The sequence below is a fragment of the Streptomyces lunalinharesii genome, from assembly GCF_039532155.1.
Classification (GTDB): domain Bacteria; phylum Actinomycetota; class Actinomycetes; order Streptomycetales; family Streptomycetaceae; genus Streptomyces; species Streptomyces lunalinharesii.
Window position 1 is genome coordinate 1 of sequence record NZ_BAAARK010000051.1, and the last position, 14,275, is coordinate 14,275.

Here is a 14,275-nt window from a genome sequence, read left to right on the forward strand (position 1 = left end):
CGCCACCCTCGCCGCCAACCAACTCACCCACACCCGACCCCGCCCCCGCACCATCGGCTTCTTCGGCACCGGCCTCATCGCCCGCTACATCCACACCTACCTCACCCAAACCGGCTGGGAATTCGACGAAATCGGCGTCCACGACCTGTCCGCAGACAGCGCCGCCGGCTTCCGCCTCTACCTCGAACAGACCGGCAACCCGTCCTGGATCACCCTCCACGACAGCCCCGAACAGCTCGTCCGCAACCACGACCTCATCGTCTTCGCCACCATCGCCGGCGAACCGCACCTCACCGACCCCGCGTGGTTCGACCACCACCCCCTCGTGCTCCACATCTCGCTGCGCGACCTCGCCCCCGAGATCCTGCTCTCCGCCACCAACATCGTCGACGACGTCGACCACTGTCTGAAGGCCAACACCTCCCCCCACCTGGCCGAACAGCTCACCGGCACACGGGACTTCATCCTGGGGACGCTCGACGACGTGCTGACGGAACGGGTGACGGTGCCGGCCGACCGGACCGTGGTGTTCTCACCCTTCGGCCTCGGGGTGTTGGACCTCGCGGTCGGCAAACACGTCTACGACGAGGTGGCCCGCTCCGGCGAACTGCACGTCGTCGACGACTTCTTCCACGAGCTCCGCCGCTACGGCTGACCGCCCGGCGAGCCGGCCGACCTCCGTGCTCCTGACCGCACTCCTGATGAGGAAGGAGACGTCATGGCAGTCATCTCCGTTCCCACGGACTACAACGCCGAGGACCTCTACGTCGACCTGCGGTCGATCGTGGGGCACCAACTGTTCCTGAAGTGCGAGGGCTTCAACTTCGCCGGCTCCATCAAGCTCAAGGCCGCGACCGAGATGGTGGAGGCCGCCGAGGAGTCCGGGGCCCTGCGACCGGGGTGCGTCCTCATCGAATCCTCCTCCGGCAACCTGGGCGTCGCCCTGAGCATCATCGCCGCCAGCAAGGGCTACGACTTCCTGTGCGTGACCGACGCCCGCTGCAACCGCTCCGCACGACGGTTCATGGAAGCCATGGGCGGCCAGGTCCACATCGTGACCGAACCGGCGGCCAGCGGCGGCCTGCTCGGTGCCCGGATCGCCCTCGTGCAGCGGCTGTGCGCCTCCGACAAGCGGTACGTGTGGCTCAACCAGTACGCCAACGCGGCGAACTGGCGGGCGCACTACCGCACCACCGCGCCGGCCATCGCCCGTCACTTCCCGCGCCTGAACGTCCTGTTCATCGGCACCGGCACCACCGGCACGCTGATGGGCTGCGCCCGCTACTTCCGCAAACTGCACCGCCATGTGCGGGTCGTCGCGGTGGACAGCGTCGGCTCGGTCACCTTCGGCGGGGAACCGGGCTGTCGGATGATCCCCGGCCTCGGCACCAGCGTGAAGCCGGCGCTGCTCGACGAGTCGTTCGTCGACGACGTCGTCCACGTCCGGGAGGTCGACACCATCCGGGCCTGTCACCGCCTGGCCCGGCACGGCTTCCTCTTCGGCGGCTCCACCGGCACCGTCGTCAGCGGCGCCGTCGAGTGGCTGGCCCAGCGCCCCGGCCAGAACCTCACCGCCGTCGCGATCGCCCCCGACCTCGGCGAACGCTATCTGGACACCATCTACCACGCGAGTTGGCTGCACGCCCTGTACGGCGACGAGATGCTCCACCACACACGCGGCACCGCGAACCTCGCCCGGGTCGCAGAACGGCGCGTCTGACGCTCCCGCCCGCCACCGGCCGCACGGCGCCCCGCGGCGCATGGTGGTGTGGTCATCGGCGGTAGGCAGTGGCGGCGACGGCGGGCAGCAGGGCCAGGGAGAGGACGCCACCGGTGAGCGCGAGGGCGGGGTAACTGGTGGCGGCGACCATGACGCCCGAGGCCATGCCGCCGGTGGCGCCGGCGAGGGCGATGCAGACGTCGACCAGGCCCTGGGTCTTGGCGCGGGTGGCCAGCGGAACGGCGTCCGTGATGATCGCGGTGCCGGCGACCAGACCGAGGTTCCACCCCAGTCCCAGGAGGGCGAGCGCGAGCGCGAGGAGGCCGACGGAGTCACCGGGCGCCGCGGCGGCGAGGACGCCGGCGGCCAGCAGCGTGCCGGCGGAGGCGGCGGCCACCTTCAGCCGGCCGTAACGGTCGACGAGCCAGCCGGTGAGCGGCGAGGGCAGGTACATGGCACCGATGTGCACGGCGATGACGAGGCCGGAGGCGGCGGTGCCGTGGCCGTGGTCGTGCATGTGGACCGGTGTCATCGTCATGATCGCGACCATGACGAGCTGGGTGAGGACCATGACCAGCGCGCCGAGGACGACGCCACCGCGGCCGTCCGCACCGTCCGCGGCCTCGGCGGCGCCCGCCTGCGTGGGGGCGTCGGCCTCCTCGGCCCGGGCGACGGCACGGGCCAGCAACAGCGGGTCGGGGCGCAGCCAGAGCGCGAGGACGAGCGCGGCCAGGCCGTAGGCGACGCCGGAGAGGAGGAAGGGGCCGGCGAGGTTCGGCACGCCGAGGGTGTGGGCGAAGGTGCCGGTCGGCGCGGCGAGGTTGGGGCCGGCGACGCCCCCCAAGGTGGTCGCGACGAGAACCGTGGAGACGGCCCGCGCCCGGCGGCCGGGAGTGGCCAGGTCGGCTCCGGCGTAGCGGGCCTGGAGGTTGGTGGCGGTGCCCGCGCCGTAGACGAAGAGGGCGAGGAACAGCAGGACCGGGTTGTCCAGGACGGCTGCGGCGATGACGCCGGCCGAGCCGACGGCCCCGGTGAGGTACCCGAGAGCGAGGCCGGGGCGGCGGCCGCGGGCCTGGGAGATGCGGCCGACGGCGACGGCGGCGAGCGCGGATCCGGCGGTGAACAGGGCGCTGGGCAGCCCGGCGAGGCTGGTGGAGCCGAGCATGTGCTGGGCGAGCAGGGCGCCGACGGTGACGCCGGCTGCGAGTCCCGCGCCGCTCAGCACCTGGGAGGCGACCAGGACGCGCAGGATGCGGCGCTGCGCCGGTGCGGGGTCGGATATGTGGGCCGTTGCGTCGGTGGCTGCGGTACTGGTCATCGCTCTTCCGGGGGGTGTCGGTGGGTTACGGGGCGTTCGCCCCGGTGCCGCCGGGGCCGTCGGTCACGTCACCTCCGAGGCGTCGACGGGAAGTTCGGACAGGCGCCATTCCAACATGCCGTCGCTGCGCCGGACGGCCCGCCGGCCGAGGTCGGTGGGCCGGCGTACCGCGTCATGGGCCAGGACGCAGTACGCGCCGCGCACATGACGGCGACCCCGGCCGCGTCCCCCTTGGGGGGCGTGCCGGGGTCGGTCGGGGACGAGGGGCCGGGTGGCCCCCGCCCGGACTACTTGCGGGTGGCGCAGGGGTCGCAGCAGGAGGGGGCCGGTTCGACGCAGACGGCGACGGTGTCGGTGTTGGTGGTGGTGTCGGGGTCCTTCTCGTTGCCGGTCGCGGTGGCGGTGTTGGCGACCAGGCCGGCCGTGGTGGCCTTGGCCCGCAGCACGAGCGTGGCCGTGGCGCCCTCGGCCAGGTCCCCCACGGCCCACTGGCCGGTGGCCGGGTCGTAGGTTCCGGACGTGCCGTCGGCGGACAGGAAGGCGAGGCCGTCCGGGAGTTGGTCGGTGACGGTGACGCCGGTGGCGTCGTTGGGGCCGGCGTTGCGGACCGTGACGCGGTAGGTCACGGTCTGGCCGACGGTCACCGTGGTCGCGTCGGCCGCCTTCGTCACGATCAGGTCGGCGGCCGGCTTGACCTGCGTGAGCTGCTCGTTGGACGTGGACGTCAACGGCTCCGGCGTGTCGCCGAGCCGGTTCTCGTAGGAGGCGGTGGCGGTGTTGCTGATCTCCTTGCCGCCGCTGGCCCGGTCGATGGTGACCCGGTACTCCACCGTGGTGCCCGCCGGCAGGGTCTCGGTGTTGGGGAGGCTGCCGCCGGCCGTGCCGGTGGCGCCGTCGCCGAGGAAGAAGGCGACCGCGTTGGTGCTGGCGTCGTACGACGCCTGGTCGTCGCCTTGTGCGTCGGTCTTCGCACCGGCGTTGGGGCCGTCGACGATGCGCAGGGAACCGGGCAGGTACGTCGTGCCGTCCGGGACGGCGTCGGTCAGGACGAGGTTCTCCGCGGCGCCGCCGCCTTCGTTCCTGGCGGTGATGCGGTAGGTGACGACGTCGCCCACCTCCAGCGGCCCGGCGGGCACGGCGGTCTTGGTGAGCACCACGTAGGGGGCGGTGCCGAAGAAGATGCCGTCGAGGAAGTTGCCGATGCTGCGGTTGCCGCCGGCGGCCGAGATCGATCGGAAGGCGAAGCGGGTCAGGGTCTGGCCTGCCGGGACGGTGTAGGTGCCGGTGTAGTAGCCCCAGGCGGTGTTGCCGTCGGTGAAGCGTCGCTGCTCCACCGTGGCGCCCGGCGCGCCGATGTCGAGCGCCATGGTGTCGTCGCCCAGGCGGCCGCGGTGGTACAGGCGCCAGTACAGCTTCGTACCGGGCGTGGTCGGCAGGTCCTGGTAGAGCGTGGAGACTTCGTTGGCGTTGAGTTCGGCGAACTGGGCGCCGTCGGCGGACGGCACGCCGTTGAAGCCCGACTGCCACAGTTCGATCAGGTGGTCGGAGGCGGTGGTGAGCCAGCCCGGGACGCGCTTGGACGCCTGTGTCTGGGAGGCGTCCGGCAGGAGCTCCACGCCGGTCACGGTGGGCTGTTCGAAGCTGCCGTTGGCCAGGGCGACCCGGAGCGGAGCAGGAGGTGTGGCCATGGTTTTCCCCCTCGAAGGTGACTGTGCGGCAAGGCACTGCCGACCGGCCACGGACTGCGTGCCGTGGCGAAGTCGCAACGCCCAGCAGCACAACGCATGCGCCGCTCGGGGTAAAGCGACGGGCGATGGGGTCCGGCCAACCTTGGGCGACAGGATTGTGGCGCCAGACCCCCACGCACTCCATGGCATATGCCCGCGCCGGCGCGGCCCTTTCGTCCCAGGCGTCTCCCGGCTCTCTCCCGCCCACGCCCGTCGTGACCGAAAGCCCCCGGCGCGCGCCGCGCACCCGTCCTCGCTCAGGGTGAATCGCTCCCCAACGAAGTTGACGGTGGGGCCGCGGCCAGGCATCGGCCGCGGCCCTCAGGCATCAGCCGTCGGTCCCCCGGGTCGACAGCGGCACCGTGATCTCCTTCAACCAGGTGCCGGTCGCGAAGTCCCGGGCCTTGACGACGACCCGGTCCGCGTACACCGCGACCTGGAGCCCCTGGTTGAACGCGCCGGAGACGGCGACCTCGCCGCCCTGCCCGTTGTCGGTGTAACCGGTCTGCACCGCGCCCGTGTTGATCACCGAGAAGCCCGACAGGTTGGCGGTGCCGCTGACGACCCGGCGCACGTACCAGTCGGACAGCCTGAGGTCCCAGTGCGTGTGTCCGCAGAACACGAAGACGTCCTGGTGACGGCCCAGGATGCCCAACAGCCGCTCCGCCTGGAGGTAGTCGTGCAGGTAGAGCTTGTTGCGGCTGCCGGAGACGGAGTCGGGCAACGGGTGGTGCGTGATCACCATGACCGGCTTGCGCAGCCGCGCCCAGTGCGCCAGCCGTTCCGTCAGCCAGGTGAACTGCGCCTCGCTGAACCAGACCTCGTCCCACAACTGCGGGTCGTGGTAGTGCATGTACCGCTCGGTGCCCAGGCTCAGCACCGGGATGCCGCCGAAGGAGTGCTCGGCGAAGACGGTGTTGCGGCCGGCGAACGTGTAGAAGCTGCGGAACAGCGAGTCCTCGGTGGCGCCGTTGGGCCAGGTCGCCTGCGCGAGGGTGTCCGGGTCGCGCCACTTCGGTACGTAGAACTCGTGGTTGCCGATGGCCCAGGCGACGGTGCCGGGGTGGGCGTTCCGGTCGAACACCGCCCGGACCGCGGCGTATTCGGCGTCGTAGCCGCGCGGCGTGATGTCGCCTGCGATCGCGAGCCCGGAACTGCCCGGGTTGGTGGCCCGCATGTCCCGCAGCGCCACACCCAGGTCACCGAGGTCGCCCTGGATGTCGCTGATGACGTTGAACGTGGTGACCGGACGGCCCGGCCGGGACAGGGCACTCGCTCCGGTCGGGGCGACGGCGACGGTGGCCACCGCTCCGGTGGCTGCGGTGAGCAGGGATCTGCGATGCACGGGGGGACTCTCCTCGGGCTGCGAACGGCTCGTACACGACGCCCGGCCCGTGCCGCCGGCCGGTCGGGACCGACCGGCAACGGCCCGCCCGGGCCAGCCCCCCATCCCTACGCGAGGCGCCGACCGCAGATCCGGATTCTCCGTGACGCCCGCATGAACGCCGCCCTACGGAAACGGGTGCGCTCCGGCCGGCCGGGGCGCCGCGGGGTGGGGCGGCGACCGGCGTGCGCGCCCGCTCGCGGTCGCTATGCGCGCCCGGACGGGTGCTGGTGCAGGTACTGGAGCCGGGTCTGGGCCGTGGACACGTGCCGCGGGTCGAGCGCGGGCAACTGCCGCAACAGGTTGATGAGTTCGGGGCCGTTCTCGATGCCCTGCTCGGTGTCGGTGATCTGGTTCCAGCAGTAGTGGGCGCCGCGGGCCGCGTTGAGGACCTCGGCGGAGTCGGGCGACTGATGGGCCAGCCGGGTCCGGGCGGCCGCCACCCACAGCTGCGTGGCGAGCGGCCAACGCCCGGCGATCCGGGCGAGGTCGGCCCGGATCTCGGCCCACTGCGTGGCCTGCGGCGAGTCGTACCCGTACCGCTGGAGCGCCTGCTGCTCCCACGACGCGGCCATCTCCGCGGCCTGGTCGTGCCGCCCGGCCTGCGCCGCCTGCCAGATGAGCGGCCGGGGGTCCGGCGCGCTGGTCGGGGCGACGGCCGGTGCGGGCGACTCGGCGGGAGCCGTGGCGGCCGGCGCGGGGACGGGGGCCAATGGGGGCGCCACCGGCGGCAGTTGCTGCGGGAGTGCAGGAGGTGACGGGGGTGTTGGCTGTGCCTCGAGGAGCGGGGGCGGGGGCGCGTGCGGCGCGGCCGGTTGCTCGACGGGCGGCGCGGGCGCGTGCCAGCGCTCCGGGGCGGTGGGGAGGGCCGGGCCGGTACCGAATGCGGCGCTGGGCACGGGCGCCGCGCTCTGGACGGGCACCGGCGCGGGACCGGCGGCGGGCGGCAGCGGAGCCGGTTGCACCGTCCGCTCGGGGAACGGTCCGGGCCGTTGTCCGGGGAACGGTCCGGGCGCGACCGGCCCGGGGAACGGCCCCGGCGCGGCCGACCACGGCTCCTGGGGCCCCTGGGACTGCTCCTCGGCGTAGGTCCGGGCCTCGTACGGCACGGACGTCGCGAGCGGCGGGAAGGGGTCGGGGTCCACCGGGGCGGGCACCGGCTCGGGCTCCCTGCGCCGCAGGGTCGGGAGCAGCGCCCGGTCGCCGGAGAGCAGCCGCTTGATCGGTGCCTTTGGCTGGGTTCCTGCGGTGTCGTGCGGGTGCGGGCCGGCGGACTCCGCGGTGTTGGGCAGGACGAGCGTGCCGGGCGGGAGGGGCGCGGCGGACGCGGCCAGCTCGTGCAGCCGGGCGTTCGAGGGGCGGTCCGGGTGGGAACGCAGCAGGTCGATCACGTGCTGGGTGTACACGCTGATACCGTCGGCCGTGCCGGAGAGACCGGGCGGCGTGATGACGCCGAAGACCTCGGCGTTCACCTCGGGCAGGCCGCCGAGGTCGTGGAGCACGGCCCAGGCGCCCTTGTCGGCGGCCATGTCCACCAGCACGGTCGTGGGTCCGCGCCGCTGGCGCAGCTCGTTGTGCACCCACTCCCAGGGCAGCGCCGTGTAGCGCGTGGTGGCGGGGCTCGAACCGGCGGCGGCGAGGTGGAGGCGGTGGTTCTTGCGGTCCACGGTCAACTGGCCGGCGAGGTAGACGAGCAGGGCGCCGGACGCCCCGGCGGCCGTGCGCAACCTGATCAGCATGGTGTTCTGGTCCGGCGCCCCGTCGAGGTGGACGAGGTCCGCCGGCTGGGTGCTGCCGAGCAGCACAGGCACGGGGACGGCCGTCAGCGCGGCCAGATTGGCACTGGGTATCACCTGGACGGTGCGACGGTGGGTGGCCCTGGCCCCCGCGATCAGCAGCACGTGGCCGCGCTGTCCCTCCCCGCTGGTCTGCATGGATGCACCCTACTCATGCCACGGCCCGGACGACGGGCCGGCTGTCGGATATTTGCCGCACCGCGGCGCGCGGGGGCCCGTCGCACGGCGTCCGCGCCCCGTCACCACGCGTGGGCGCCGAAACGCCCCCGCAGAGCCGTATCAGCTGCTCCCCCGGGGCCGGGCGCCGGGGCTCGGTGGGCGCCGCGCACGGCATGGACGAAGATAGGTGCATAACGAACGCGTACGCGAGAGGTCCCTCTGCCATGCCCCACATCACCGTCGACTACACCGCACGGCTGGCCGGCGCCTTCGACCGGCAGGCGTTCGTGCGGGAGCTGCACCCGATGGTGCGCGACGAGGCCGGCTCGGCGGGCGTGTGCAAGACGTTCTTCCGGCCGGCCGCGGACACCTACGTGGGCGACCGCGACGCGGCGCGGGTCGCCTTCGTGCACGTCGAGGTCGGGCTGCTGGCGGGGCGTTCGGAGGAGCTGAAGGCCCGGCTGGCACGGGACGTGCTGGCGCTGCTCGGCAAGCACCTGCCGGGGGACGACGCGCACGAGGTGGTGTCGTCGGTGGAGGTGCGGGACCTGGCCGCCTCGTACCGGCTGGACCACTCCCCGCAGTAGCCGCGCGGGCGCCCGGCGGCGGTCCGGTCCGGACTTGGGCCTTCCCGCGGCCGGGGCCCGAGCGCCGGCGGTGGGCACCCGGGCCGTCGACCGCCGCCGGAACGGCTAGAAGCTGAACGTCATGAACGCCCCGTACCCGGCCCCGGCGGCCGCGGTGAAGAACCCGACGAGGTCGTCGTAGGCGCTCTCCAGCCAGGCCAGTTCGCCCTCGGCGTCGAACCGCCAGGTGTTGGGGTACACCCCCTCCGACATCATCTTCTCCGGCACGTAGTGGGCGGCCAACTGCTCCCACGGGGTCGCCCGCAGGTCCCGGGCGACGCCCGCGACCTGCTCGGCGGACCATCCGAACAGGGTGCCGTCGTCGACGATCTGCCCGCCGTCCATCAAGAAGTCGAACTGCACCTCCACCGCGTCGATCAGGAACTGGAGGCCGGCCCACGCCTTTTCCGGGCCGCCGTAAGGACGGTCCGGCATCGGGAAGTCCTCGCTGGTGTACAGCTCGTAGACGAACGCGTTGGCCCACCCCGGATCCTGCTCGGCCCTGTCCAGCTCCTTTGTCGTCGCGCTGATGAACCCGATGCTCACGCCCATGGCGCTGCTCCTCCCCCATGCGGTCGGCTGACCGACCCGCTTGCTGCACGCACTCGATCGACTCGCCCTGCGGAGCCGTCCGCACGCCTGGTGCGTGCGGACCGCTCGATCGGGCACCGCCCGAACGGCAAACGCGAGTGTTCCACGGGGCACTGACAACGGGGCTCGGCGCGGGGACGGTCCAGGCAGCCGCTGCCGGGGCGCGGGCGCGGCACGACGGTCGAGCGCGTCCCGGCAGCGGGACGCGCTCGCTCACGTGCGGTGCGGGTGTGGGCGGTGGGTTGCGGGGTCCACGCGTACGGCGGCGAGTGCGGTGTCCGGGGCGGGCGCCAGCGGGCTGGCGGCATGCGCGTGGGGGACCGTGCACGCGCGGAGCCAGGCACGCAGCAGGGCGCGCGGCCAGGCGGGGGCCCGGTTCATCGGGCCCGGGCGTGGTCGACGGCGGCGCGGGCCAGGCCGGTGATCAGCGGGTGGGCGCGGGTGCCGTCGCCGTCCAGTTCGGGTTGGAAGAGGGTGGCCAGGAAGTAGGGGTGGTCGGGCAGTTCGGCGATGCGGACCTCACCGGCGTCGTCGGTGCCGGTGAAGGCCAGCCCGTGTGCGCGCAGCAGGTCCAGGTGCCGGGGGTTGGGGGCGTAGTTGCAGTGGTAGCGGGCCGGTGTGCGCTCGGCGCCGAGCAGTTGGGCGGCGCGGGAGCCCGGGGTGACGTCGACGGTGCCCTCGTGGCCGACCAGTGAACAGGCCAACGGGACGACCACCGCGTCCTCGTCCGCGAGGTCCGGGGTGTTCTCGGCGTGGCCGGCGCGGTCCAACCCGCAGACGTTGCGGGCGAACTCCAGCAGTGCGTGTTGGAATCCGCCGCAGGTGCCCAGGAACGGGATGCCGGACTCGCGGGCCGAGCGGATCGCGGCCAGGACGCCGGACTCGCTGCGGTAGGGACTGCCGGGCAGCACCCAGACCGCGTCGAATCCCGTCAGGTCCTCGTGTGCGTCGGCGGACGGGATCCAGTAGGCGTCCAGGTCCAGTCCGTCGCGCAGCCGGAGCGCGTCGAGGAGGGTGGGGATGCGGGCGTGCGAGCGGACGGCTTCGGAGCGGTCGCCGACCAGGGCGATGCGGGCGACTGCCGGGCCTCGGCCGGCGGGTGCGGTGCGGTTCATGCAGGTCATCCTGGTGCGCGCGGCCGGATCAGGTCCAACGATGATTCGTGCATTGCGGATAAGCGATCCTGATCGGCGTGCGATACTCGGGCGCATGGACCCGCATCTGTTGCGCACGTTCGTCGCGGTCCTCGACCACCGCTCGTTCTCCGGCGCCGCCGCGGCGCTCGGCTACACCCAGTCCGCGGTCTCCCAACACATCGCCGCCCTGGAAGCAGACTTGGGCAGTCGCCTGGTCGAGCGGCGGCCGGTCGCCCCCACGCCGGCCGGCGCACGGCTGTTGGAGCACGCTCCCGCCCTGCTGCTGCGCCTGGACGCGGCCCGGGCCGACATCGCGCGCCTGCACCAGACACGCCCCACCCGGTTGACGGTCGCCTGCTCACCGGCCGCGCTGGGCGCCACGGTGGCCGGGGCCCTCGCCGAGCTGCGTGCCGTGACCCACTCCCTGGACGTGGAGGTCCGGGTCACGGGCCGGGACGCGGTGCTCGCGGACGTGGTGGCCGGGCGCGCCGACCTCGGTTTCGTGGACGGTGCGGCCGCCCCCAGCGACCCGTTGCCGATGCCCGACCTCGGGCCGATGACGACCCTCGCGGCGGCCGAGGAGACGTTGGCGGTCCTCTTCCCGCGCGACCATCCGCTGGCGGAGCGCCGTGCGGTGCGGTTGTCCGACCTGACCCAGGCACAGTGGATCGACGCGTCCGACACCGCGGTCCCGCTCGATCGGTTGCGTGCCGTCTGCCGTGCCGAGGGATTCCGTCCGCGGATCCGTCACCGCGGCACCGACCTGCACGGCCTGGCCGCACTGACCGCCGCCGGACACGGTCTGGCGGCGCTCCCCCTCCCGGTGGCGGCCGCCCTCCCCGGGATCGCCGCCGTCCCGGTGAGCGCACCCCGCCTGGTCCACCGCACCGAACTCGTCCATCCCGCCAACCCCACTGCTCCCGCACGCCAGTTGGTCGACCTGCTCACCACCCGCCGACTGGCCGCGGACGCCGGACGACGCTGACCCGGGCCGGGACGACGTGCCGCCGCGACCACCTCGCCCGTGCTCCGAGCGCGGCCGGCCACGTCGTCCGGTAGCCGGTACCTGGTGGCCGAACATGGCGCATTGCAGGGCCTGTTGCAGCGTGTTCAGGACAACCCGCCTGGTGACCGGCGCAGGCCGCAGCCGACTGCACCGGGGCGGCGCCGAACACCGTGGACGTACGCCTCGCACGCCTGAGCGCCCGGCGAACCACCGCGCCTGGCGTCTGTGCCGCTTCTCCGGGCGCGCCAACACCGGCCTGGGCCAAGGCATCGACCGCACACCGCCGTAGTGGACATCCGCCCAGGCCGGAGGGGTTCCAGGCAGTTGACCGGGCGGCGCCCGGGGCACCTTCCGCAGGCACGCACGGGCTCGTCCGGACCCGGTGCACTTCCGTCAGATCATCCCGCCAAGGCCGTCCCCTCTCCCGCAGCACGGTCGTTGGGCGTATGGTGACTGGAATCTCATTCCCCCGTGAGGTTAGGAAGCACATGACTGAGTCCGTTCTCCATCAGACGATCCAGAATCTCGAAGGCGTACTGCCGGAGCTCGAAGAGCAGGAACAGCACCTGCGCAGCCAACTCGACGCCGTGGTGCAGCGGGCGACGTCCGCCCGCAGCGCACTGGAGCACCTGCGGGTGTTGACCGGTGCCGCCGTCCCCGACAGGCAGGCGGTGGCGGTTGGTTCGGTCACCGTCACGGCGCCCGCGGATGCGGAGGCCGCCGGCCAGGAAGGGTCCGACGAGGTTCGGGCCGCGGCGCCGGTCGCGGACGAGCCGGCGGCCGAGCCTGAGGGCGAGGGCGCGGCGTCCGTCGTGCCCCAGCCGCGGGCCGCGACGTCGTCGCGCGCCAAGCGCCGCACGGCGAAGAAGCCGGCCGCCAAGAAGGCCGCACCGGCGAAGCCCCAGGCCAAGAAGGCGGCGCCCAAGCGGGCCGCGGTCGCCAAGCAGCCGACCACCAAGGAAAAGGACGCCGGCAGCCTGTTGGGCGCCGCACTGGACGTGTTGAAGGGCTCGGGCACGCCGATGCGTCCGCGGGACATCAACGAGGCACTGGGCCGGGAAGCCACCCCGGGACAGATCGAGTCCGTGCGCAACACCCTCGACCGGGCCGTGAAGAAGACGGACCTGGTCACCCGCCCCGGGCGGGGCACGTACGCGGTGGCCTGACCCGGCCTCCGCACGCGGTGCGATTGCGGGCCCGCCCACCAGCGGGCCCGCACGGCCGTCCGCGGCCGGTCCCGGTACCAAGGCGCGGTGCCCGGCCAACTGTCGTGCCCGCCAAGAGGGGTGGGGATCGCCTGGTCCGACCCCACCGACCTGCACTGCGTCGTCGGGCGTCCCCACTCGTTCGCGCGGCTTCGGGGTGACTCCCCGCTCCGTGGACGGAAGATGTAGCGGCCAAGGGGTTACCGTGTGGGCATGACCACTGTGCACGGTGCATCACTCGACCTCCCCACCCCGGACGGGACCGCCGACGCCTACTTCGCCCACCCCGACGACGGCGCCCCGCACCCCGGAGTCCTGCTCTACATGGACGCCTTCGGGCTCCGCCCCTCGTTGGAGGCAATGGCCAGGCGACTGGCCGGGCACGGGTACGCGGTGCTGGTGCCCAACGTCCTCCACCGCGCCGGGCGCGCTCCCCTCCTGGAGCTTCCCGACCACGTCTCCCCCGCCGAGCGGCCCGAGATCTTCACCCAGCTCATGCCCCTCATCCGCGCGCTGACCCCCGAGCTGGCGATGCGGGACGCCGGTGCCTACCTCGACTGGCTGGCCGCCTCGCCGCTGGTCTCCGACGGCCCGGTGGGCGCCACCGGCTACTGCATGGGCGGCGTGCTCGCGCTCCGTACGGCCGCGGCCTTCCCCGACCGGGTCGCGGCGGTGGGCTCGTTCCACGCCGGCAACCTCGTCACCGACGCGGCGGACAGTCCGCACCTGCTCCTCGACCGTGTCACGGCGGAGCTGTACTTCGGCCACGCCGACCAGGACCACTCGATGTCGACCGAGCAGATCGAGCAGTTGGAGCGGGCGTTGGACGCCGCGGGGCTCCGGTACCGCAGCGAACTGTACGAAGGCGCCCAGCACGGGTACACCCAGAGCGACACCGCCATGTACGACGCCGAAGCGAACGAGCGGCACTGGCGGGCGCTGGTTGACCTCTTCGGCCGGGCGCTCTGAATCAGGACGCGACCGGGTGCGGCGGCGGGGCGGACGGCCCCGCTCGCCGGGCCCGGGCCGGGCACCGGCCGCGGCATCCACCACGGCCGGTTCCCCGGTGGCTCAGCAGCCGGTGCCGGTCGGGGTGAACCGCAGGCGGGCGCGGGCGTCCGCGCCGAGTGCCTGGTGGTAGGTGGTGGAGGTGACGCGGTACCAGACGGCGTCCTTCTTCGGGTCGCCGTTGACGTCGTCCAGCTTCACGCACCAGCGCTCCGGGCGGATCACCCGGCGGTAGGACTCGGTGCCGCGGGTGGTCTTGTGGCAGTCCTGGTAGTGCTCGGTGCTGTACCAGGTCTTCTTGGTGCGGCCGCTGCGCTTGGTGTGCTTGACCTGCCGGGTGGCGGGCGTGCAGGTGGTGACCCGGTGCGGGCGGGTGGCCGCCGTCGTCTGCCGGCTGAGGTGCCGGACGTCGGCGCGCACTCCCGAGACGCCGTCCGGGCGCGGCGGAGCGCCCTGACCGCCGGATCCGGTGCCGCCGCCGCTGCCCGTACCGGGCGCGGCGCCGTTCGTGCCACCGCCGCACGCGCCCAGGCCGGCGACGAGCAGCACCACCATTCCGGCCCGTACCAGTCGGTGCTTGTTGCGCATGTCGTCCTCTG

13 protein-coding genes and 1 pseudogene are annotated in these 14,275 nt (G+C 73.2%); 6 read left to right on the plus strand and 8 right to left on the minus strand.

Annotated elements, in window-relative coordinates; genetic code table 11:
- Together ABD385_RS37065 and sbnA are read left to right on the plus strand one after the other, a co-directional pair.
- Positions 1–655, plus strand: a pseudogene (locus tag ABD385_RS37065) (2,3-diaminopropionate biosynthesis protein SbnB); the annotation flags it as partial.
- 63 nt (positions 656–718) lie between these two features.
- A complete protein-coding gene (gene sbnA, locus ABD385_RS37070; protein WP_344584149.1) occupies positions 719–1,720 on the plus strand; it encodes a 2,3-diaminopropionate biosynthesis protein SbnA in 1,002 nt (333 codons plus the stop codon).
- A 52-nt stretch (positions 1,721–1,772) separates the two neighbouring features.
- Here sbnA and ABD385_RS37075 read toward each other — a convergent pair whose 3' ends face one another.
- From ABD385_RS37075 to ABD385_RS37095, 5 genes are all read right to left on the minus strand, one after another.
- On the minus strand, positions 1,773–3,038 hold the full coding sequence (locus tag ABD385_RS37075; RefSeq protein WP_344584151.1) for an MFS transporter: 1,266 nt from the start codon (positions 3,036–3,038) through the stop codon (positions 1,773–1,775).
- Between the two features lie 63 nt (positions 3,039–3,101).
- Positions 3,102–3,242 (minus strand): hypothetical protein, encoded by a 141-nt coding sequence (locus tag ABD385_RS37080; RefSeq protein WP_344584153.1) that lies wholly within the window; start codon positions 3,240–3,242, stop codon positions 3,102–3,104.
- A gap of 83 nt (positions 3,243–3,325) precedes the next feature.
- The gene (locus ABD385_RS37085) at positions 3,326–4,726 is read right to left on the minus strand and encodes an isopeptide-forming domain-containing fimbrial protein (RefSeq protein ID WP_344584154.1); all 1,401 of its coding nucleotides are present in this window, start codon (positions 4,724–4,726) and stop codon (positions 3,326–3,328) included.
- A 367-nt stretch (positions 4,727–5,093) separates the two neighbouring features.
- Positions 5,094–6,110, minus strand: a complete 1,017-nt coding sequence (locus tag ABD385_RS37090) for a DUF4073 domain-containing protein (protein ID WP_344584155.1) — start codon at positions 6,108–6,110, stop codon at positions 5,094–5,096.
- 245 nt (positions 6,111–6,355) lie between these two features.
- Entirely contained in the window at positions 6,356–8,083 is a 1,728-nt protein-coding gene (locus ABD385_RS37095) for a hypothetical protein (RefSeq protein ID WP_344584157.1), read from the minus strand.
- Positions 8,084–8,328: 245 nt separating this feature from the next.
- On the opposite strand from ABD385_RS37095, the gene ABD385_RS37100 reads away from it, so the two are divergent.
- Positions 8,329–8,691 carry a 5-carboxymethyl-2-hydroxymuconate Delta-isomerase gene (locus ABD385_RS37100; protein ID WP_344584159.1) on the plus strand — a complete coding sequence of 121 codons (363 nt, stop codon included), beginning with the start codon at positions 8,329–8,331 and terminating at the stop codon, positions 8,689–8,691.
- Between the two features lie 105 nt (positions 8,692–8,796).
- Here the strand turns inward: ABD385_RS37100 and ABD385_RS37105 are convergent, their stop codons facing one another.
- Positions 8,797–9,282 carry a DUF1877 family protein gene (locus ABD385_RS37105; RefSeq protein WP_344584160.1) on the minus strand — a complete coding sequence of 162 codons (486 nt, stop codon included), beginning with the start codon at positions 9,280–9,282 and terminating at the stop codon, positions 8,797–8,799.
- Positions 9,283–9,698: 416 nt separating this feature from the next.
- Complete coding sequence (locus ABD385_RS37110) at positions 9,699–10,436, minus strand: CTP synthase C-terminal region-related (seleno)protein (RefSeq protein ID WP_344584162.1); 738 nt, start codon at positions 10,434–10,436, stop codon at positions 9,699–9,701.
- A 94-nt stretch (positions 10,437–10,530) separates the two neighbouring features.
- On the opposite strand from ABD385_RS37110, the gene ABD385_RS37115 reads away from it, so the two are divergent.
- The 3 genes from ABD385_RS37115 (at position 10,531) to ABD385_RS37125 (ending at position 13,637) form a co-directional block, all read left to right on the plus strand.
- On the plus strand, positions 10,531–11,442 hold the full coding sequence (locus ABD385_RS37115; protein ID WP_344584164.1) for a LysR family transcriptional regulator: 912 nt from the start codon (positions 10,531–10,533) through the stop codon (positions 11,440–11,442).
- A 509-nt stretch (positions 11,443–11,951) separates the two neighbouring features.
- The gene (locus tag ABD385_RS37120) at positions 11,952–12,629 is read left to right on the plus strand and encodes a hypothetical protein (protein WP_344584166.1); all 678 of its coding nucleotides are present in this window, start codon (positions 11,952–11,954) and stop codon (positions 12,627–12,629) included.
- Between the two features lie 252 nt (positions 12,630–12,881).
- On the plus strand, positions 12,882–13,637 hold the full coding sequence (locus ABD385_RS37125) for a dienelactone hydrolase family protein (protein WP_344584168.1): 756 nt from the start codon (positions 12,882–12,884) through the stop codon (positions 13,635–13,637).
- 102 nt (positions 13,638–13,739) lie between these two features.
- On the opposite strand, the gene ABD385_RS37130 is transcribed toward ABD385_RS37125, so the two are convergent.
- Positions 13,740–14,264: a hypothetical protein gene (locus ABD385_RS37130; RefSeq protein WP_344584170.1), complete on the minus strand. Its 525-nt coding sequence runs from the start codon at positions 14,262–14,264 to the stop codon at positions 13,740–13,742.
- Positions 14,265–14,275: the final 11 nt, after the last annotated feature.